Source organism: Pseudoduganella sp. R-34, assembly GCF_049904655.1.
In the GTDB taxonomy this organism is placed as follows: Bacteria; Pseudomonadota; Gammaproteobacteria; order Burkholderiales; family Burkholderiaceae_D; genus Rugamonas.
Genome location: NZ_CP184572.1, coordinates 6,609,788 through 6,629,890 on the forward strand (window position 1 = coordinate 6,609,788; position 20,103 = coordinate 6,629,890).

The following is a 20,103-nucleotide window of genomic DNA, read 5'->3' on the forward strand; positions in this document are numbered from 1 at the left end:
CATGCCGGAAACGAAGCCGCCCGCCAAAGCAAAAAAACCAGCCGCCACCGCCGAGAGCAAGCTTGCCAAGCTAGGCCTGCGCACGGACATGGACCTGGTGCTGCACCTGCCCATGCGCTACGAAGATGAGACGGAAGTCCTGACGATCCGCGAAGCCTGCATGCGCGGCGGCGAGGTAGCGCAGGTGGAAGGCGTGGTCACGTCGAACGAAATCGCCTACAAGCCGCGCCGCCAGCTGCTGGTCCATATCGCGGACGAGACGGGCGATATCCAGCTGCGCTTCATGAACTTCTACGGCAGCCAGGTCAAGCAATTGGCGGAAGGCACCCGCGTGCGGGCGCGCGGTGAAGTGCGGCATGGCTTCTTCGGCGCCGAGATGGTGCACCCTGCCTACAAGATCGTGAACGAGGGCGCGCCGCTGCCGACTTCCCTGACACCGGTCTACCCTTCCGGCGAAGGCCTGTCGCAACTGGTGCTGCGCCGCGCGATTGCAGACGCGATGAAGCGCGTGGACTGGACCGACACCCTGCCGCCGGAAATCCTCAAGGCCATGCGCCTGCATCCGCTCGAGTCGGCCGTGCGCACCTTGCATTACCCGCCGGCCGAGATCGATGAGAATGCCCTGATCGATCGCAGCCACCCGGCCTGGACGCGCGTGAAGTTCGACGAACTGCTGGCACAGCAGCTCTCACTGAAACGCGCGCAGCGCGCACGCCGCGCCAAGGGCGCCGCGGTACTGCGCAAGGCCGGCTCGCTGTCGTCGGCGTTTGAAGCCTCGCTGCCGTTCAAGCTGACGAAAGCCCAGCAGCGCGTGCTGAAGGAAATCCGCGCCGACATCAAGCAGCCCTACCCGATGCAGCGCCTGCTGCAGGGCGACGTCGGCAGCGGCAAGACCATCGTGGCCGCGCTGTCCGCGGCGCAGGCGATCGACAGCGGCTACCAGGCCGCCCTGATGGCGCCGACCGAGATCCTGGCCGACCAGCATTTCCGCAAGATTGCCGCGTGGCTGGAACCGCTGGGCGTGAAAGTCGCATGGCTGACCGGCAGCCTGAAAAAGAAAGAAAAGGAAGCCGCTTACGCGCTGGTGGAATCGGGCGAGGCGCAACTGGTGATCGGCACGCATGCCATCATCCAGGACACGGTGCAGTTCGCAAAACTCGGCCTGGTGATCGTGGACGAGCAGCACCGCTTTGGCGTCGGCCAGCGCCTGACCCTGCGCAACAAGGGCAATGGCGACAACGTGCCGCACCAGTTGATGATGTCCGCTACGCCGATCCCGCGCACGCTGGCCATGACCTACTATGCCGATCTCGAGGTATCGGTAATCGATGAGCTGCCGCCCGGCCGCACTCCGATCGTCACCGCCGTGGTCGACCAGAACCGGCGCGATGAGGTGATCGCCCGCGTGCATGCCGCCGCGCTGGAAGGCCGCCAGGCTTACTGGGTCTGCCCGCTGATCGAAGAATCGGAAGCGCTGCAGCTCCAGACGGCAACCGAAACCTACGAGACCCTCGCAGCCGCCCTGCCCGACCTGCGCGTCGGCCTGGTGCACGGCCGCTTGAAGCCAGCTGAAAAGGCGGAGGTGATGGACGCATTCGCCGCCGGCGACATCCATGTCCTGGTCGCGACGACCGTGATCGAGGTCGGCGTCGACGTGCCGAATTCCTCCCTGATGGTGATCGAGCACGCCGAACGCTTCGGCCTCTCGCAACTGCACCAGCTGCGCGGCCGCGTGGGCCGAGGTTCGGCAGCGTCGGTCTGCCTGCTGCTTTACCAAAGCCCGCTCGGCCCGATCGCCAAGCAGCGCCTGATGACGATGCGCGAAACCACCGATGGCTTTGAGATCGCGCGCCGCGACCTGGAAATCCGCGGCCCCGGCGAATTCCTGGGCTCGCGCCAATCCGGCCAGGCCATGCTGCGCTTCGCCGACCTGGAGACCGACGGCTGGCTGGTCGACCAGGCGCGCGACGTGGCGCACGCCCTGCTGCATGAGGCGACGCCCGCCAACAAGGCCACGGTGGAAGCCCACCTGGAACGCTGGCTGGGCGGCAGGGAAGAATTCCTGAAAGTCTGACGAAACGTGCGCCCGGCACCTGGGCCTGCTGATAAATTCTCCACGCGCTTCAAGCGAGGAGTGAATATGCTGATGAAATCGATCTGCGGCATCCTGCTGGCCGCATCAACGACATTAGTGCAGGCCGAGCCGGACCGCTGGGACTTTACCTGGGGCGGATTTTACGACTATATGCAAAACCGCTTCATCGACACTTTGGTCCACGGTTCATTCGAGGGCGTCGATGCAAACGGCAATGCAATCCTGGAGGCATCCGAGCTGACGACCTTCAAGGTAGACGGCCGCGAACTGCTTGGCTGCACTACCACGGCACCTTCGCCGTGCGGCGTCAGCGCATTCTCCTATGCTTTCAACGGCGACCTGTCATTCCGCGCCAACCATATTTCGTACACGGACTACGGTGGCTCGGACTGGTACTGGTCGGAAGTGCGATACGACACCGGCAGCGGCGTGGCCTTCATCACCCGTGCGCAGCAGCACTATGAGGAGAGCGGTTGGATGACGACGCCGCAAACCTTGCTGGCGGTTTCGCCGGTACCGGAACCACAACCCTACGTCATGCTGGCGGCGGGCCTGCTGCTGTTGCCGCTGCTTGCCGGGCGCCGCAACTGGCCGGGTCAGCGTTCGAAAATGCAGCCGACGTAGACCTGCACGACAGCCTGCATGCGATCGGTATTGCCGATCTGCCCTGGGAATCGCGCTGCCGTCTGGTTCGCGCAAAGGTCGCCGCGCTTGCGGATCCGGTCGATGCATTCGGCTTCGGACAGGCCGTACTTATTCCGCGCGCAGGACCTTTCCAGTTTGCTGCCTATGTCCTTCAACATGCTGACGTCGGCGCCGGATACCTGCAGCACTGCATTCGCGGCCGCTTCGCCGGAGCCTGCTTGCTGTTCGTCCTCGAGGACTTGTACTTCTTCCGTCTCGGCAGCTTGCTGGCGATGCTTGACCGCTGTGTTCAAGCCCCATCCCAGCGCAACCAGGACGGCCACTTTGGCCACCAGGCCAATGTTCCAGCTGTGCTTGACCGGGACGGGTTCCGGCGCTGCCCGCATGCGCTCGCGCAGGCCCGGATCCGGCATCGCTTGCGCCGGACTGACTGCCTTGGAATAGCAAACCCCGCAAGCAGGGCACTGCCACTCCGGATTGGTCGCGTCCTGGGGACGCACATGATCGCACTTCGGACAAATGACTTGCTTATCCATGGGCTTCCATTCAGTTCCTGCCGGTCGGCGTGGCGACCAGGGATTCAACTTCCGCGGTCAGGGAGATGATGCGGGGCACGCCGTCGACCAGCGCGATCTCGGCCTTCTGCTTGCTGAGCGACTCCATGCGCTCTCCCGGCAGCAGCACGACTTCTTTCGCGACGTCGCGCGCGGTGGCGCTGTGGCCATTGGCGGCCAACGATACTTCGCGCTTGCTGACCTCATAAGTCGACTGCAGCTGAACTTTCCACAAGCCTTCCAGCATGGCCTTGTACTCGTCCACGCTCATGCGCGAAAGGCCGCCGCCCCGGCCCGGCATGGAGACCATGATCATCGCGTTGGGCGCGAAATTAGCCATCAGGCGGTCGGAATCGTGGCGCTGGACCGAAGTTTCCACGTTTCCCATCACCGTGAGCACTTCGGCCTCGGTCAGCCGTTTGCCACTGCAAGCAGTAGTGGCGGCAAGCACTGTGATAATTGTTGCAATCTTTTTCATATACGCAATGATACATTATGTGACACGTGTCGCATAAACTCCTTGCCTTCGCGCGACACATGTCGCAGAATGCCGTCATACGTCACAAGGAGCTCCCATGGCCATTCCATCCATTACCGAATTAACGCTGCTCAAGGCACTTTGGAAACAGCATCCGCTCAGCGCCCGTGAAATCCATGACCGCGTGGAGGAAGAACTGGCCTGGTCCTTCTCTTCCACCCGCAAGACCCTGGAACGCATGCTGGAGAAAGGCATGATCAGCCAGCATTCCGCCCATGGCATGAACGTATACGCGCCAGTGGCCGAAAAGGTTGAAACGCTGGCTGAATTTGCCCACGATTTCAGCCATCGCGTGATGGAAATGAACGCGCCGCTGCCGGTGAACATGTTTACCGGCTCCAAGCTGGTCAACCAGCATGAGTTGAAAGAGCTGGAGCAACTGCTCAGCGAATGGCCGGAAGACAAGGAGTAAACGATGTTCGCCCTGGTATTCCTGCAGGCGAGCATCGTTAGCCTGCTAGCTGGCGCCGGCGCCTGGCTGTTGCTGCATGCCGCCGCGCGCGCCTGGCCCGGACTTGAGGCGAGGCGCACGCCGTGGCTGCTGGCCGTCGCCGCCATCGCCGGCACCCTGGCGCTCGGCCTGCTTCCCTCGGCCGCCCGGCCGAGCATCGTCCCCGCCATCGAGCTGCCCGGAGTGCGCGCCGCCGCCAATCCCGGTCCCGGCCCTGCCGGCGTGCTGGCCACCGACCAGGGCGCAGCCGGCAACGATGCCGGCTTCGACGACGGCGATGCCGCATTGATCGCGCCGTCCCCCGCCCTGCTCTGGCTCGGCTATTCCTGGCTGGCCCTGTACACCGCCGGACTCGCAGCAACAGCAGCAAAATGGCTGCGCGCCAAGCGTCACCTGGACGCGCTGTTGGCCGCATCGACGCGTCTTGACCGTTCAGCCCTTGCTGCCCATGCAGGCTTTGAATCCCTGCACCGCGACCTGCCGGAAGTGCGCGAAATCGACGCCCCGATCGGCCCCATGCTGGCGGGCCTGGCGCGCCCAGTCCTGCTGCTGCCGCGCCACCTGCGCGACTTCGATCCGGCACAACAACGCCTGGTGATAGAACACGAACTCACCCACCTCGCCCGCCGCGACCCGCTTTGGATGCACGCCAGCTTCCTGCTGCAAGCGATCCAGTGGTTCAACCCGATTGTGGCCCGGCTTGGCAAGCGGCTGGCCTGGGCGCAGGAACTGGGTTGCGACCGCAATGTGCTGCAGGGTCTTCCTCCCGCACAGCGCCGTCACTACGCCGCAGCCCTGGTGACGCAAATGCGCGCGCAATCCTTGCCCGACCACGGTACTGCCCTGGCCTTCGGTAGCCGCACGGTCGATGCCGTCGCCGCCCGCATCCGCATGATCCGCGACGGCGTGCCCGCCATGCCGCGCACCGTCAACTCCGCCCTGAGCTACGCCGTCCTGCCTGCAGTGTTGGCCGCCAGCGTATTGCTGCAGCCGGCGCTGGCGTGGCGCCTCGACGATGCCGTCCCGGCTGCCCAGCCAGCGCCTGCCGCAGCTGCGCAGCCTGCCAGCCTGCCGCATTGGCAAGCCCCCATGGAAAGCATGCGTGTCAGCGCGTTCTTCGGCATCCTGCACGCTCCCACGGGCCGGCTGCACAGAGGCATGGATTTCGCAGTCCCGACCGGCACCCGAATCGTGGCGCCCGCCGAGGGCGTGGTCATCGCCTCGACCAATCACTACGCGGGCGAGGACAAGTGGGGCGAACTGATCGTCATCGAACACGCGAACGGCCTGCGGTCCTTGTACGCCCACATGGACAAGCGCATGGTCAGGCTGGGCGAACGCGTCGCCGCCGGCCAGCAAATCGGCACTTCCGGCGCCAGCGGCAAAGCCACCGGTCCTCACCTGCACATGGAAGTCAGCCTCGATGGCGATAACATCGACCCGCAAGCCGTGCTAGGCAAGCTCGAAGGCAACGCCACCACGACCGCGCTGCGACGCCTGAAGGCAAGCCGCGCCAGCTAATCCACCCCGCCGCCACTGAGCACATGCCGCGCGCTGCCCGGCAGTGGCGGCGCTCGTCCCAAGGAAACGCGATGTATAAGATTTTCATGCTTGCCGCCGCGCTGGCAAGCCAGGCCGCATCCGCACAACAGGTCATCGAGATCAAAAGCGCAAAGCTCGACCAGCGCAAGGAAGACACGGCCAGCACCGTCGTCCTGAGCCGCGAGGAGCTGGCCGCGCATGGCGACCGCACCGTGGCCGACGCCTTGCGCCGCCTGCCCGGCATTACCATCGGCGACAGCGCCGGCATTCGCATGCGCGGCCTTGGCAAGGGCTATACGCAAATCCTGCTGAACGGCCAGCCCGCGCCCAATGGTTTCTCGCTTGACAGCCTGCCGCCGGAAGTGATCGAGCGGGTCGAAGTGCTGCGCACCGCGTCCGCCGTGCTAGGCACGCAAGGCATCGCCGGCACCATCAACATCGTGCTGCGCAAATCCGTCAGCCGCGGCAACCGGGAAATACAGCTCGGGATGGACAGCCTGCACGGCGCATGGTCGCCGCGCCTCGCCGTGCAATCCACCGGCAAGGCGGATGGCTGGTCGCATAACGTCAGCGCCGTACTGTCGCGCAGCAGCACGCCTGCCGAGCGCAGCATCACCGACAGCGCACCCGGCATGCTGCGCACCATCCGTTCACACGAGAACAACGTCGGCGACTCGCTCAACCTCAGTCCGCGCCTGGGCTGGACCAGCGCCGGTGGCGACAGCTTCGCCCTGCAAACCATCGCCACCGTGAACCGCCGCGACATCGGCTACCACTCGCAAGAGGCGGTGCAGCTCGGCGCATCGGGCGACTTTGCGCAGGTGCACAGCCGCTTCCGCATGCGCGGCCATTTCCTGCGCAGCGAGCTGACATGGCAACGCAGCCTGGCCAGCGGTGCGCAATGGGAGCTCAAGATAGGCGGCAACACCGCGCCGCGCGATACCGATTTCGATTTCGTCGGCTTGCCGCTGGCCGGCCCTGGCCCGACCGTGCGCCATGTTGACGGCGACATCCGTGAACACGGCTTTAACTACGGCGGCAAGTATTCCCACCCACTCGGCAACGGGCATGCGCTGGTGGCAGGCTGGGACGGCTCCGCTCTCGATCGCATGCAGACACGCATCGAGCATGAATACAACCATGCCGGCGCGCTCAACTTCCTGCGCGACGACCGCTACGATGGCCGCATCGGGCGCCTGGCGGCTTTCGCGCAGGATGAATGGAAGCGCGATGCCGATTCCTGGTCTGCCGGCCTGCGCTGGGAAACCATGCACACCGAAGCCCGCGGCCGCAACACGGCGCCGGTGCGCCAGCGCAGCACGGTGGTCAGCCCCGTGCTGGAATGGATGCGCAAGCTGCCCGGCGACAGCCAGTTGCGCGCCGGCGCCAGCCGCAGCTACAAGGCGCCCAATATGCTCGACCTGATCCCGCGCCGCTTCACCTCGGACAATAACAACAGCCCGACCAATCCCGACACCCAGGGCAATCCCTCCTTGCGCCCCGAACTGGCCTGGGGCCTCGATGCCGGCATCGACTACTACTTCGCCAAGGACAGCCTGCTCAGCGCCAGCATCTACGCGCGCGATATCGACAACGTGATCCTGCCCACGCTGTACCGCGACGGCGACCGCTGGGTCAGCATGCCGGCCAACCATGGCGGCGCGCGCGTGCACGGCCTCACGCTGGAGTTGCGCAGCCCGCTGACGGCTTCGCTCACCATGCGCGCCAATGCCAGCTTCAACCGCTCGCGCCTCGACAGCGTGCCCGGTCCCGACAATCGGCTCGCGGCACAAACCCCGCTGAGCGGCAGCGCCGCCCTCAGCTACCGTCACGCCGCGCTCACGCTCGATGCCGAGTTCTCCTGCGAAGCCGGCGGCCCAAGCCGCGATTCGGCCAGCTTCGTGTCCAGCGCCCCCTGGCAGCGCAAGCTGGACCTGCGCGCCAGCTGGAAACTGTCGCCGCGCCAGGAACTCCGCCTGGCCCTGTCCGACGCGCTGCATCCCGACCGCGCCAGCAGCGACCGTTACGAAGGCCTTGCCTGGCGCCAGACCACGATCAGCACGCGCGGCGGCACGACCTTGCGGCTGAACTACAAGCAGAACCTCAACTAACGAAAGAAATATTGTCTGTTACTTACGAATTTGCCAGAAAGCACGCTGTTATGCGAAACTCGCCCGCTATGCCAAAGATCACCAACATCCTCCTGATGGCCATGCTGGCCGCCGCCAACATCGTGCAACCCGCCGCCGCAATGCCTGAGCCATTGGACATTCCGCTGCCGCAGGTGGAGAAAGAGCCGAAAGAGTCGCTGCTGCAGCAATGGCGCCTGCCGCTGGAAGGGGGCCGCGTCAGCAGCTTCTTCGGCGCAGCGCGCGGACGCCGCGCGCATGGCGGCATCGACTTCTCCGTGCCGCACAATACGCCGGTGATGGCAACCAACGACGGCACCGTGGTGGCATCCGGCATGGGCTACCTGGGCGACCGCAAATACGGCAACGTGGTGGTGATCGAACATGAAGGCGGACTGCGCTCGCTGTACGCCCACCTGAACAAGCGCAATGTGAGCGTGGGCGACACCGTGGCTGCCGGAGAATTGATCGGCCTGTCCGGCGCCACTGGCCACGCCACCGGTCCGCACCTGCACCTGGAAGCGTACCAGGACGGCACCCGCATCGACCCGAATCGCTTCATGCTGGCCAACCTGGAAGACAACGCCCTGCCGTCCGCGATGAACGCCAAGCGCACCGGTGTCGAAGAAGTCCCGCCGGCGCCGCACAAGGCCGGCAAGGGCAGGAAGGGCAAAGCCGCGCGCGACGCCGGCGACAGGTCTTCAAAGAAGAAAACCCAGGTGGCCCAGAAAACCGGCAAGTCCCGCAAGCAGGCTTAACGGGATTTTGCCTCGTTCAGGGCGGCAATCAATTCGTTATAGTCCAAGCCCTCATGCAGGCGCTTGCCGCGCACGACGAACAGGGGGAAGCCGGTTCCGTGCAAGCGATCGAACCGGTCCTTGCAATGAAGGTCGCCTTCAACGTCGCACTCGGTAAAAGGGATGTCGTTGGCGGCGAAGGTCTCTTTTGCAGCCTTGCAGTAGCCGCACCAAGGCGCGGAATACAGCATGATGTCGGCCCGTTTTGCTCCCGCAGCTGCGGCCTGCAAGCGTTCGTCAACAGTCTCCATGGCCGTGTTGCCCTCAGCATCCGGGCCGCGCATTTGCGAAAGGTACTTGGTAACGCCCCATCCAGCCGCGACGAATAGAATGATCTTGAACAGTGGCCCCCAATTCCAAGCTTGCTTCAGTTGCACAGGCGCAGGAGTATAACGCGCTGCCGCGGAGGCAGAAGGTTCATTGGCCTTGGCATAGACAACGCCGCATGAAGGACATTGCCACTCGGGATTGGTGGCGTCCGGTGGCCGCACCTGGCTGCACTTCGGGCAAATAATGGTCTTGGACATACAGGCTCCGTATAAAGTAACTAGAGTTCGGCCCTCAGGCTGCCGCGTACCGCAAACCGGTGCGCCAGCCCCAGTGCATTGACGGGCGTGTCGCTGCAGATCCTGAAACCGACGTAATCGCCAGCCGGCTCCAGCCAGGCCTGCTTTTGCGCGTCGACTACCCGCCAGGCGCCGTCGATATAAAGTTCGGCCCAGTTATGATAGTCGCCGGGCACCGGCGCCATATCCCGCGGCGCCACATATCCGCCCAGTACGCGCGATGGAATCCCGCTCGCCCGGGCCAATGCGGCCACTAATTGCGCATATTCGGTGCAATCGCCGCGCCGGTGTTCTAGCGCGTACAATGCCCCGTAATCGTCCGACAAATAGCCAGCATAATTCAAATTGTCGCGCACCCACTCGAAAATCGCGCGGGCAGTCGCCAATGGCGCGGCTGCATTCAGCTGCTGCGCAAGTGCTTGGATGGATGGGTGGCTGGTTTCAATATACCGCTCGGTTCGCAGCCATTCGCCTGGCTGGACTGGCGGCGAGGGCATCGATTCATTCGCAATGTCGACAGTCACGGTCAGTCCCAGTTGCTTGCGGCCATAGGGCGGGAACGAGTCCAGGTTAAGCTCCAGCCAATTATGCCCCAGCCGGTCGGTCTGCAGCTTATGCGGTGCCGCCAGGTCGACGCTGCGCAGCTTCTGGCCCCGCTCCAGGTTCGCCGGCAGGTAGCACAGGAACTGCTGCGTCCCAAGCGCCTCGCCGCCAGGGTTGCTCAGCGCAAGGCTAAAGCGCAGGCGGCGCGTCGCACTGGCTGCAATGGCCGGCCCAGCGGGCAGCGCCAGCAGCACCAGCGCTGCTGCCGAGAATACAAGTTGGCGCCTGTGCATGGCGCGTCAACCGCGGCATGGCGGCTTGCGCGGCCCACGGGCGTGCGCCTGCCAGACAGCTTGCTGCTGCCGCAACTGCAGCGCAAATTCGTCTTGCCCGCCCGTATAGGCCAATAGCGGTACCGGCGCCAACGCCTGCCGCAAGGCCTGGATTTCGCCATCTGTTGTCGCAGGAGGCATCGCCAGGACAACGGCATTCAGCGGGCCGCCTTTGGTTTCCTTCTTGCGCCGTTCAAGCACGGCACGGATTGCCTCCGGCGTTGCCTTGGCAATCGGCACCGCAAAAGACAACTCGCGCTTGAAGCGTTCCGGCGGCACTGCCAGCAGCACGACATTATCCAGGTCCTGTCCTTCGGCCCAGAACTCCTCGGCACTTAGCCGTGCCAGCGAGGCAGCCGATGGGGCTGAACCGTTAACGGGAAGGCCGGCATCCATCCAGGCCGGCATGCCGCCCCGCAGGACCCGCACCTGGCTGTAGCCATTGGCACGCAAAACCGCGCAGGTTCGGAAGTCATCGCCCTCCGCCTTGCCTGAGCCAATCAGAAGGACCGGCTTGTCGCGCCAGTGGTTCTGGGTGCGCAACTGGGAAGCCGTGACCCCGATCGCATCCTGCGCATGGAAACGTTCAAATTCCGAGGACGCCCGCAAGTCGGCCAGCACCAGGCCAGGCTGCCGCAGGTAGTTCGCTGCCGCGGCTGGTGCAAGCGCACAAGTGAAGTCCGGCTGCTTTGCCTGGGCCGCCCCGGCTTGCCCTGCAGCCCCTGTCGGTGCTTCCTGGTTCCCGCGGCAGACGGCTGGTGGAATGCCCTTCAACGCGTCCGGCATCTCGCTGCCGGGGCGCACTTGCGCCTGCGCGTCGAAGGAAAAGTGGAACAGCACTGCGGCCAGAAGGCTTCCCGTGTTACGTGCAATCTTCATTTTTTCTCCTGAACCTGCGGTTTTGCTGCCTGCCCTGGCACCGCCGCCTCGTTGAAGTCAGCCGGATAGGTGAACACCCACTCGGAATATTTGCTACGGCCCGCAAAGCCAAAGTCATCCGCCTCGAAGTTGGCTTGCTTGATCGGCCGCCGTTCCGACAGCGAGTGCACGCCGACAATACGCCCCGCCACCTTGAGCAGCCCCCATTCGGCGCGGCCCGTCATCGGGTCGACGAAGACCTTGCGCAAATGGCGGCGCACTCCCGGCACACGCGGATCGGTCAGCAAGTCCTCAAGCGACGCGGGGTACTCCTTCACGTTGCTCGCCTCGTGGTAACGCTCGATCGCCGTGCGGAACTGGCGGCCGATGGCCAGCAACTGCTGTTCCCTGTCGCGCTGCGCGGCGGTAGCGTCGATCTCGGCCGCGACTGTCAAGCCAATGCCCATCAGCGCCACCAGCAACAGCACCCACAGGTAGCTGAACCCGCTTTGGCGCCGCGCCTTAGAAACTCTCATACGGCGTTCCATCCTTGGCCGCTCCCCCGGCGCCGCTGCGCACGTCGCCAATGCCCTGTTCGCCGGGATCACGCGCCGGCAGCGTGACCCAGGTCAGCGCCGAATCGGTCACAGGGTCGACCGGCACTGCGCGCAGGTAGCGGCGCTCAACCAGCTGCTCCAGCGAATCGGGATAGCGGCCGTAGTCCGCGTGGTGCTTGTCCAGCGAGGCACGCAAGACTTTCAGGTTTTCCTTGAGCGCCACCTCGCGCGAGCGGTCAACGGAGCCGAGATAGCGCGGCAAAGCTACAGTCAACAGCACGGCAATGATGGCCAGTACTGTCAGCAACTCGACCAGGGTAAAGGCGCCCTGGCGGGCAGTATGCGAAGTATTCACCATTGCTTGTATGGCACTCCATTCATGCCGACCTTTTCGGAGCGCGAATAGACATCGAATACGTCTTCGCCCGCACGCGGGTCGTCGGGTGGCGATGCATAGCTGCGCAGTCCCCAGCCGTTTGCCAGGCCGTCCTGCATTGGATCGCCAGGCAGCCGGCGCAGGAAATAGAGCTTGCGTCGTCCCAGGCTGCGCTGGTCATCCACGCCTTCCACCAATTGTTCCAACGTCTTGGGATAGCCCGATTCGCCCAGGCGCACGAGGATCCTGCCCTGGTCGGCAGCGCGCTTGTAGGCGTCCAGCGCGTCGCGGATTTGCGTCAGAGCCGCGCGCAACTCGCGCTCACGGTTGCGCTGTGCCGCGACCTGGGCCATCGGCACCGCCACCAGCACCAGCACCGCCATGATCGCCAGGGTCATGAGCAATTCGACGAAGCTAAAGCCGCCCTGCCTGCGCATGGCATGCCTCATTGTACGATGCGCAGCACGTGCTCGACCGGCAGCGGCGCCAGGCTTGCGGGCGCCGGTTCCGGGCTGGCCGACAAGAGCTGGACGCGGCTGTCGCCAGCGCGCAGCGCCTTGAAGGTCACCGCAACCAAGGTTCCCATGCCGTTCACGCCGGCGTCCTTGCCGCCTTGCGACTGGCGCACCGTGGCCGCGAAGATCTTGCCTTGCGCAGCGTCGAGGCGCTGGTTGAAACTGGTCTGGCCCTTGTCCTGGCGGAAGAAGTCGCCTTCCTGTACCCCAGCCACCTGCAATACTTTCGGATCGAAGCCGAGCAGCAGCGGCATGCCGCGCAATGCGTGCTGGCTGGAAGTGCGCAGCACCACGGTGAACTGCTCGCCCACCTTGACCTGCGGCGGCCCTTGCCAGTTGAAGTTCAGCCCTACCGGGCCGCTAGCCGCCGGCTGCGCGCCAGGCGTCGCCGCGGCAGGCGAGGCAGCCGGTACTGCGCCGGCAGATCCTTCGGCCGCCGGTGCCTTGCCGTCCGCCGCAGGTGCCGGCTCCACCTCGGACAGGGACAGCGACGGCGCTCCGACGTTCGCCTCCGTGCCGGAATCGAATTCGGCCGACAGCATGTCCGGACGGCGGATCGCCCGCACCACGTGCGGCGTGATCGACAACAGGATTTCACTACGCTGGGTGTCATCCTTCTGGGTGCCGAACAGGCGGCCTGCGATCGGCAACTGGCCCAGCAACGGCACCTTGTTGCCGCTGGAACGGTCTTCGTCGCTGATCAGGCCAGCCAGTACCTGGGTTTCGCCGTCCTTCAGGCGCAGCACCGTGTTGGCGCCGCGCGTGCCGATCTGGTAAGTCAGCGTGCCGGTCTTGCTGATGATCTCGCGCACCAGGTTGGATACTTCCAGGTTGACCTTGATGCCAACTTCGTCATCCAGGTAGATCAACGGTTCCGCTTCAAGTTTCAATCCGACGTCGACGTAGCTGACCGACTCCGTGACGAAGCCCGTCGCCAGAGAGGTGGTGGTAATCACCGGCACGCGGTCGCCGATCTGGATCTTGGCCTTTTCCTTATTGCGCACACGGATGCGCGGATTGGCGAGGATGTTGCCGTTCTGATCCTCCGCGCGGGCGTTGACAGTGACGCCGCCAATGGTGGCGCCGATGGAGTCGCTGTTCAAGCTACGCAACTTCGACAAGGTCAACGGATTGGTGGCGGACTGGAGCGGCGCCAGGCTTAGCTGGCCCGGCCACTGGATGCCGAGTTCCATCAGGCGCGATCGCTTCACTTCCATGATCTCCACATCCAGAACGACTTCCGGGTCGGCAAGGTCATGCAGCGCCACCAGCTTCTCCGCCATCTGGATCGCTTCCGGCGTATCGCGCATGACGATCACGCCCAGGCGCTCGTCCACCACCAGGTCGCGCGTCTTGAGAATGGTCTTGATCGAGTTCGCCATGGTCTTGGCGTCGGCATTGGTCAGGAAGAAGCTGCGCACGGCCAGGGTCTGGTAGTCCTTCTGCTTTTGCTGCGTGCTCGGATAGATCAGCACCGTATTCTGGTTCAGTACTTTCTGTTCCAGCTGGTTGGTGACCAGCAACACGCGCAGCGCGTCCTCGGTAGTGGTCTGCTTGGCAAACACTGTTACCTTGAGGTCGGGCCGGATATCCTTGTCATAGAAGAAGTTCAGGCCCGACACCTTGGCCACCACTTCCAGCACGGACTTGAGCGGCGCCTCGCGGAATTCGAGCGAGATCGGCTTGCGGAAGGCCGGACCCAGCTTGCCCTCGCCCTGGCGCTCCTTGGCGCGTGTTTCGTCGATGCGGGTCTTGAGCTGCAAAGCTTCGCGCTGCAGCGGATTTTCAGCCAGGACCGGGCGCAGCTTGTCCAGCGCGGCCGTCATGTCGGTGCTGCCGCCCTTGCGCACCAGGGCATCCACTTCAGCCAGCACCAGCTTGTGCCGACGCGCCATGACCACGCTTTCCATGCCCTGGCGCGCCATGGCGTTCTCGGGATCGAAAGTCTGCAATTCACGGTATGCCTTTTCCGCTTCGCTCAGGCGCCCTTCGCGGCGAGCGGTTTCGCCCGCCGCCAGCAAGCCATGGGTTGCCGCCGAACGCTGGCTCGCCAGTCCAATCCTGTATTCCGCATTTTTCGGCGACAGTTTGACCGCTTCCTCCAGCCGGGCCAAGCCCTGGGCATGCTTGCCTTCAGCCAGCAAGGCATTGCCATCGCGGTAGGCCTGCATGGCGCCGCACCCGGCCAACAGCACGGCGGCGAGGAAGGCAACGCACAGGCGCGCCAGGTGGGGGTATGGCATTTTCATTCTCGTATTCATCGTTTACAGCGAACCGCCAAGGTCCAGCGATTGCAATTGATTCAGCGGCAGGTAGCGCAGTTGCATGGTTGTCGGGCCGATGCTTTCCACTTTGTAGTGCTCGGCCACCGTGTCGCCCACCTTCACCGCCAGGTTCTGCTCCTGGTAGAACAGGAAAACAGTCGCCACCGTCCCATCCTGGTGACGGCCAAAGACTTTGAAAGGCAGCGGCGGCATGGACGGCTGCGGCGGCGGTGCGGCGGCGGCCGGAACCGGCGGACCGGGCTGCGCCGCAACCGGCAGCGCATTCCATGATGGCGCCGCGAACAGCGCACGCTCGTCCTGCTCCGCGTCTTCACCGTCGCGCGAGCGCAGCGCCAGCACGTCAAGCTCGGCGCCCTGGGCCGCAACGGCAGGGCGCTCGCTGCGCGCGGTGCGGGCGGCCGGAGCCGATACCGCATTGGCCGGTTCTTCATCCGACGGTGCGAACCACGCCGCCAGCAAAGTCGCCGCGAGGGCGCCGCCCAGCATCATTTGCTTCCGCGTGGCCTTCATCGCGCACCTCCCGGCGGTGCCTGCACCAGCAATACCCACTCCATGCGCGTTTCCAGTTGCAGCGAGTCCGACTGCTGGCGTTTGTATTGCAGCGACTCCAGCGCCAGCATGCGATGGCGGCGCAAGGCTGCCGCGACAAAATTGTTCACGGCCGGTGCCGTGCCCACCACGGGAAGGCTCAGGCGATAGCGTGTAAAGCCTCCCGCGCTGTCATCCTGCAAGCGATACTGGCCGCGTTGCAGGACCAATCCTTCTGCAGCGGCCAGCGCCAGCAGGTCTTCGACAACTTGCGGCGCCTCCTGCACCGGTTTCAAGCCGCTGTCGAAAGCGCGCAAGCGGCTGCGCGCATCGTCCACAGGCGCCTGTACCAGCGGCGCCGCCGGCTTATCCTGCTGCCGCGACTGGAGCTGCGCCAGGTGCGCCGCAACTTGCTGCCGGCCATGCCAGGCCCCGGCAGCCAGGGTTGCGCCCACGATGGCAGCCACGCCGGCCCAACCGGCAATGGCCAGGCCGCGCGCCGCAAGGCGCCGCCCTTCCCACACCAGGCGGGCGCTGGCCTGCCCGAGTTGATACTGCATGTTCATTCCCGCCATACGGCCTCCACGGTGAAGCGGTACGGTTGTCCGGGAGCTTCCGGCGCCACCTGGTGTTCGCTCAAATAGGCATCCTTGAAGTGCTGGCCTTGCGCAACAAAGGCAGCGTAGCGCGCCATGTCGGCGCCGGTCCGGGCTTCGGCCTGGATGCGCAGGCGTCCAGCACCTGCAGCCTGTCCGCCGCCGACGTCGACCCCGAGCACAGCCACTTGCAGTTCCTGCGGCGGCACCAGGGCGCGCAACACCGGGCCTACTGGCTGGTTCAGCTGGCGGATGGCGGCATTGACCGCCGGAATCCGCGCCAGTTCATCACGGTTCCACGCAACTGGCGCTGGTGCGCTGCGCTGCGCGGCGCGCGCCGCCAATTGCTGCTTTGATTCCAACTGCTGCGCGGCCTGCCTGACCTGCCATGCCTGCTGTCCCCATGCCCCAGCCAAGGCCACGCACACCATGGCAACCAGCCATGCCGGGCGGGTGTCCCCTGGCCGCGCAGCGACGCCATCGAGGCTGCCCGCATGCTTCGAGCGTGCCGCCAGCACCAGCGCCGGCGGCACGCCGTCCATCCCTGGCAGGGCTGCCGCTTCAAATGGGGAACCTGGCGCGATCGTGCCGCCAAGGTCGAACAGGCAAACCTGCTCCAGCGTTGCCAGCTGCGGATCGCGCAGGCACGACCTGCGCCATAAGGCCGACAGTTCCTGCCCAGCGCCGGCAGCTCCTGCGGCACGCGTCGTCACCTCGAGGATGTTGCGTGCGCCATGCACCAGCGTCATCGCCGCCCCCTCGAGCACGGCCAAGGCAGCGGGTCCCGTGCCGCGCTTGCGCGGCAGTTGCGACCAGGCCGCAAGCGAGCGAGCCTGCACGGAGCGCAAGGGAGCGCCTGTCCGAGCCGCGAACTGGCGCAGCGCTTCCATGACTTCGGCTGGATAGCACAGCACCATGCGGGGCGCTCCGAACGGCGCATCGTCCAGCACCACGGTGTCGGCCGCCCCGGCCTCGATCCCGGCCTGCACCAGGTGCTGGCGCGCCAGTTGCGCCGCGTGCGCAGGCACTGCCACGACGGAATTCCAGGGCATGACGGCCGAGCCCAACCAGCTGTCCAGCAGGACAACGTGAATGGCTGCCGGCACGGCGCCGGGCTCAAGGGACTCCAACGCTTGCGCCAGGAGCGCGGCGTGGCTCAGCGCAACGCCATCCATCGCAGCAAACGGCAAATGGCGCACGCTGTCGGCCTGCCAGCCATTCGCAGCAGTCACGCCAAGGTCGATGCCTTGCCCGCCGACCGCCAGCACCAGGGTGTTTGGCTTAACCTGTAACACGGCCCACCTCCTCCAGCGTGGTTTCACCGTCCTGCACGGCCTGCAGCGCCGCCGAGCGCAGCGAGATCAGCCCGCTCTTGGCCGCCTGCTCCTTCAGTGCGGAAATCGGCGCCTGCGCCACGATCATTTCGCGCAGCGTATCGTCGATCAGCATCACTTCCGCCACCGCCTTGCGCCCCTTGTAGCCGGCGCCGCGGCACTGGCCGCAACCGCAGCCGGCGCGGAAGCGCCAGCCGTGCACGTCCTGCGGGGTCAAGCCCGCTTCCGCCAGTTGCGCGGCATCCGGCGTCACGTCTTCGGCGCAATGCGGACAATTCACGCGCAGCAGGCGCTGCGCCACAATGCCGTTCAGGGCGGCCGCGAAACTGTAGCCATCCACGCCCATGTGCAGGAAACGTCCCAGCACGTCGAACACATTGTTGGCGTGCACCGTAGTGAACACCAGGTGGCCGGTCAGCGCCGCTTGCACGGCAATCTGCGCCGTTTCATCGTCGCGGATCTCACCCACCATGATCTTGTCCGGATCGTGACGCAGGATCGAGCGCAGGCCGCGTGCGAACGACAGGCCCTTCTTCTCATTGACGGGAATCTGCAGCACACGGGGCAGGCGGTACTCCACCGGGTCTTCGATGGTGACGATCTTGTCGCGTCCGGTGTGGATTTCGGTAATCGCCGCATACAGCGTGGTGGTCTTGCCCGAGCCGGTAGGTCCGGTCACCAGCAGCATGCCGTGCGGCTTGGCTGCCAGCCGGCGGATTGCGGCGATGGCCGGCTGGGCAAGGCCCAGGTGTTCCAGTCGCAGCGCACGCGCCTCTTCGGTCAGCGATTGGCGGTCCAGCAAGCGCAGCACCGCATCTTCGCCGAAGATGTTCGGCATGACCGAGACACGGAAGTCGATCTCGCGCGCGTTGACGCGCACCTTGAAACGTCCATCCTGCGGGACGCGGCGCTCGGCGATATCCAGGTCGGCCATGACCTTGATGCGGGAAACAATCTGCTCCGCCATGTCCTGGCCCTGCACCTGGGTAATCGGCACCAGCACGCCGTCGATGCGGTACAGCACATGCAGGCAGCCGGCGTCGCACTCGAGGTGGATATCGCTGGCCTGCAGCTTCAAGGCGTCGTACAGCGTGGAGTTGACCAGCTTGACCACGGCGCTCGATTCACTGTTGATGCTGGCCAGGGTAATAACGGCCGCGACTTCTTCATCATCGTCGCCGGCATGGTCGGCCTCGAAGCCGTCCATGGCACGCAGCTGCTGCTCCTGCCGCACGAAGAAGGCTTGCAGCTCTTCCGGCAGCACCAGGGCCGGCGCTGGCGCAGCCTGGCCACAACGGCGCAGCGCCCACTCCTCGGCCGCGCCGTCGAATGGGTCCGACAGCAGCAACCAGCGCTGGCCACCGACATCGCTGGCGACGGCCAGGCCGCGCTGCACGCACTCGGTGTATGGAACCAACTCGAAATCGGGCTCCATGGCCTGCAGCTCCGCCATGAAGACAGCGCGATAGCCGAATTGCTGCGCCAGCGCCGCCAGCACCACCTGTGCCGACCAGCCCGAAACCTGGGCCAGCGCAGCGGGCAAGGACATATCCTGCGCGGCGCACAAGGTGCGCGCCTGTTCGAAATGCGCAGCGGTGAGCTGCAGGGGCGGGGCTTCACGCGTCACTGCAAACTCCCCGCCAGGTCAAAGATAGGCATGTACATCAACACCACCACCGAGCCGATCACCAGCCCGATCACCATCATCAATACCGGCTCGAGCAGGCGCGATGCCCAATCGACCCAGCGCGAAAATTCATCGTCGGCAAAGCGCGCCGCACGCTCCAGCATGTCGCCCATCTGGCCGGAACGCTCGCCGACCTTGACCAGCGACTCGGCCACTTCACTGGCCAGTCCGGCCGCCACCAGGGCCACCGACAAGCTTTGCCCCTGTTCGACCGCCAGCCGGCAGCTCGCCAGCCTTGCCTGTTGTTCAGGCCCCAGCAAGCCTTGCACCATGCCCATGGCACGCGCCAGCGGGATGCCGGCCGCCAGCAGCAGGCTAAGCGCGCGGTAAAAACGGGCCAGCCGGAATTCATTGGCGCGCGCCGCCAGCCATGGCATGCGCAGCACCTGTTCCAGCAGCCAGCCACGGCCCTGTGGCCGCGCCAGCGTCCAGACCGCGGCGGCAATCACAGTCGCCAGCACAGCCAGGCCGCCCTGCCAATGCTGGTAAAGCGTCTTGCCGAACGCCAGCAGCATGGCCGACATCCACGGGATCTCGCGCCCGGAGGATTCGTACACCACGGAGAAGCGCGGCACCACGTAGCCAAGCAGGAACAAGGTAACGAAGCCGCCCACGCCCAGCAGCATGGCCGGGTAGATCGCAGCCGACACCAGCTTCTTGCGCAGGGCCTCGAACTGCACCTGGTAGGCGACGTAACGCGTCAGCGCCTGCGGCAGGTCTCCGGTGCGCTCGGAGGCGCGGACGGTCGCTACATAAACTTCGGAAAAATGTTGCGGCATGCCCGACAGGACGTCGGACAGGTTGCGCCCTTCGCGCAGCGCCTCCAGCAGCTGGCCCAGTACGGCGCGATGGGCCTCATGGCGCTCCTTGGCATGCAGCGTGGTCACCGCCTCGGCCAGGTTCATGCCGGCCTCCAGCAAGGCCAGCAGCTCCTGGCTGAAGCGCACCAGCGGGAACGGTGCGCGCGATGAGGTGCCGCCGGCAACCTCCGCCAGCGGCGTTTCGATCGACAGCACGCGCAAGCCTCGTCCCGCAGCGCGGCGCACTGCCTCTGCTTCGGAGAGATCGGTAAATTCCAGCGACTGCCGCCGCCCATCCGCGCCCTGGACTGTCAGGAGCAGGCGGGAGCTGCGCACACCGCCGGCACCAGGACGACTGCTTGCTTGCATCTTGCC

The 20,103-nt window shown here is 65.3% G+C and carries 20 protein-coding genes; 6 read left to right on the top strand and 14 right to left on the bottom strand.

Annotation, left to right across the window (positions count from 1 at the left end):
• The first annotated feature begins 1 nt into the window (after window position 1).
• A complete protein-coding gene (gene recG, locus ACN9MW_RS30360) occupies window positions 2–2,074 on the top strand; it encodes an ATP-dependent DNA helicase RecG (RefSeq protein WP_426172340.1) in 2,073 nt (690 codons plus the stop codon).
• Between the two features lie 66 nt (window positions 2,075–2,140).
• Window positions 2,141–2,719 carry a hypothetical protein gene (locus ACN9MW_RS30365; protein WP_426165969.1) on the top strand — a complete coding sequence of 193 codons (579 nt, stop codon included), beginning with the start codon at window positions 2,141–2,143 and terminating at the stop codon, window positions 2,717–2,719.
• Here ACN9MW_RS30365 and ACN9MW_RS30370 read toward each other — a convergent pair.
• Together ACN9MW_RS30370 and ACN9MW_RS30375 are read right to left on the bottom strand one after the other, a co-directional pair.
• On the bottom strand, window positions 2,692–3,276 hold the full coding sequence (locus tag ACN9MW_RS30370) for a hypothetical protein (RefSeq protein ID WP_426165971.1): 585 nt from the start codon (window positions 3,274–3,276) through the stop codon (window positions 2,692–2,694). The two genes, ACN9MW_RS30365 and ACN9MW_RS30370, sit on opposite strands and share 28 nt — an antisense overlap.
• Before the next feature lie 10 nt (window positions 3,277–3,286).
• Window positions 3,287–3,772: a hypothetical protein gene (locus ACN9MW_RS30375; RefSeq protein WP_426165974.1), complete on the bottom strand. Its 486-nt coding sequence runs from the start codon at window positions 3,770–3,772 to the stop codon at window positions 3,287–3,289.
• Between the two features lie 97 nt (window positions 3,773–3,869).
• Between ACN9MW_RS30375 and ACN9MW_RS30380 the strand changes: the two genes are divergently transcribed.
• The 4 genes from ACN9MW_RS30380 (at window position 3,870) to ACN9MW_RS30395 (ending at window position 8,712) form a co-directional block, all read left to right on the top strand.
• Entirely contained in the window at window positions 3,870–4,244 is a 375-nt protein-coding gene (locus ACN9MW_RS30380; protein ID WP_426165976.1) for a BlaI/MecI/CopY family transcriptional regulator, read from the top strand.
• A gap of 3 nt (window positions 4,245–4,247) precedes the next feature.
• A complete protein-coding gene (locus tag ACN9MW_RS30385; RefSeq protein ID WP_426165979.1) occupies window positions 4,248–5,804 on the top strand; it encodes a M23/M56 family metallopeptidase in 1,557 nt (518 codons plus the stop codon).
• Window positions 5,805–5,875: 71 nt separating this feature from the next.
• Window positions 5,876–7,936 carry a TonB-dependent receptor plug domain-containing protein gene (locus ACN9MW_RS30390; protein ID WP_426165981.1) on the top strand — a complete coding sequence of 687 codons (2,061 nt, stop codon included), beginning with the start codon at window positions 5,876–5,878 and terminating at the stop codon, window positions 7,934–7,936.
• A gap of 68 nt (window positions 7,937–8,004) precedes the next feature.
• Window positions 8,005–8,712, top strand: coding sequence for a M23 family metallopeptidase (locus ACN9MW_RS30395; RefSeq protein WP_426165984.1), 708 nt, complete (start codon window positions 8,005–8,007; stop codon window positions 8,710–8,712).
• Here the strand turns inward: ACN9MW_RS30395 and ACN9MW_RS30400 are convergent.
• Genes ACN9MW_RS30400 through ACN9MW_RS30455 form a run of 12 tightly spaced genes read right to left on the bottom strand, consistent with a single transcriptional unit; the run spans window position 8,709 to window position 20,097 of the window.
• Entirely contained in the window at window positions 8,709–9,278 is a 570-nt protein-coding gene (locus ACN9MW_RS30400; protein WP_426165987.1) for a glutaredoxin family protein, read from the bottom strand. The genes ACN9MW_RS30395 and ACN9MW_RS30400 overlap by 4 nt on opposite strands.
• 20 nt (window positions 9,279–9,298) lie before the next feature.
• Window positions 9,299–10,153: a transglutaminase-like domain-containing protein gene (locus ACN9MW_RS30405; protein WP_426165990.1), complete on the bottom strand. Its 855-nt coding sequence runs from the start codon at window positions 10,151–10,153 to the stop codon at window positions 9,299–9,301.
• 6 nt (window positions 10,154–10,159) lie between these two features.
• Window positions 10,160–11,071 carry a rhodanese-like domain-containing protein gene (locus ACN9MW_RS30410; protein WP_426165992.1) on the bottom strand — a complete coding sequence of 304 codons (912 nt, stop codon included), beginning with the start codon at window positions 11,069–11,071 and terminating at the stop codon, window positions 10,160–10,162.
• Entirely contained in the window at window positions 11,068–11,586 is a 519-nt protein-coding gene (locus ACN9MW_RS30415; protein ID WP_426165995.1) for a type II secretion system protein, read from the bottom strand. The genes ACN9MW_RS30410 and ACN9MW_RS30415 overlap by 4 nt, the downstream gene beginning before the upstream one ends.
• Complete coding sequence (locus ACN9MW_RS30420; RefSeq protein ID WP_426165997.1) at window positions 11,573–11,965, bottom strand: type II secretion system protein; 393 nt, start codon at window positions 11,963–11,965, stop codon at window positions 11,573–11,575. The genes ACN9MW_RS30415 and ACN9MW_RS30420 overlap by 14 nt, the downstream gene beginning before the upstream one ends.
• Complete coding sequence (locus ACN9MW_RS30425; protein ID WP_426165999.1) at window positions 11,959–12,420, bottom strand: type II secretion system protein; 462 nt, start codon at window positions 12,418–12,420, stop codon at window positions 11,959–11,961. The genes ACN9MW_RS30420 and ACN9MW_RS30425 overlap by 7 nt, the downstream gene beginning before the upstream one ends.
• A gap of 8 nt (window positions 12,421–12,428) precedes the next feature.
• Window positions 12,429–14,741, bottom strand: coding sequence for a secretin N-terminal domain-containing protein (locus ACN9MW_RS30430; RefSeq protein ID WP_426166002.1), 2,313 nt, complete (start codon window positions 14,739–14,741; stop codon window positions 12,429–12,431).
• Between the two features lie 21 nt (window positions 14,742–14,762).
• Window positions 14,763–15,293, bottom strand: coding sequence for a hypothetical protein (locus ACN9MW_RS30435; RefSeq protein WP_426166005.1), 531 nt, complete (start codon window positions 15,291–15,293; stop codon window positions 14,763–14,765).
• Complete coding sequence (locus ACN9MW_RS30440) at window positions 15,290–15,871, bottom strand: hypothetical protein (RefSeq protein ID WP_426166007.1); 582 nt, start codon at window positions 15,869–15,871, stop codon at window positions 15,290–15,292. The genes ACN9MW_RS30435 and ACN9MW_RS30440 overlap by 4 nt, the downstream gene beginning before the upstream one ends.
• A 2-nt stretch (window positions 15,872–15,873) precedes the next feature.
• Window positions 15,874–17,202, bottom strand: coding sequence for a hypothetical protein (locus tag ACN9MW_RS30445; protein WP_426166010.1), 1,329 nt, complete (start codon window positions 17,200–17,202; stop codon window positions 15,874–15,876).
• Entirely contained in the window at window positions 17,189–18,868 is a 1,680-nt protein-coding gene (locus ACN9MW_RS30450) for a GspE/PulE family protein (RefSeq protein WP_426166013.1), read from the bottom strand. Before ACN9MW_RS30450 ends, ACN9MW_RS30445 begins: the two co-directional genes overlap by 14 nt.
• A complete protein-coding gene (locus ACN9MW_RS30455; protein WP_426166016.1) occupies window positions 18,865–20,097 on the bottom strand; it encodes a type II secretion system F family protein in 1,233 nt (410 codons plus the stop codon). The genes ACN9MW_RS30450 and ACN9MW_RS30455 overlap by 4 nt, the downstream gene beginning before the upstream one ends.
• Window positions 20,098–20,103: the final 6 nt, after the last annotated feature.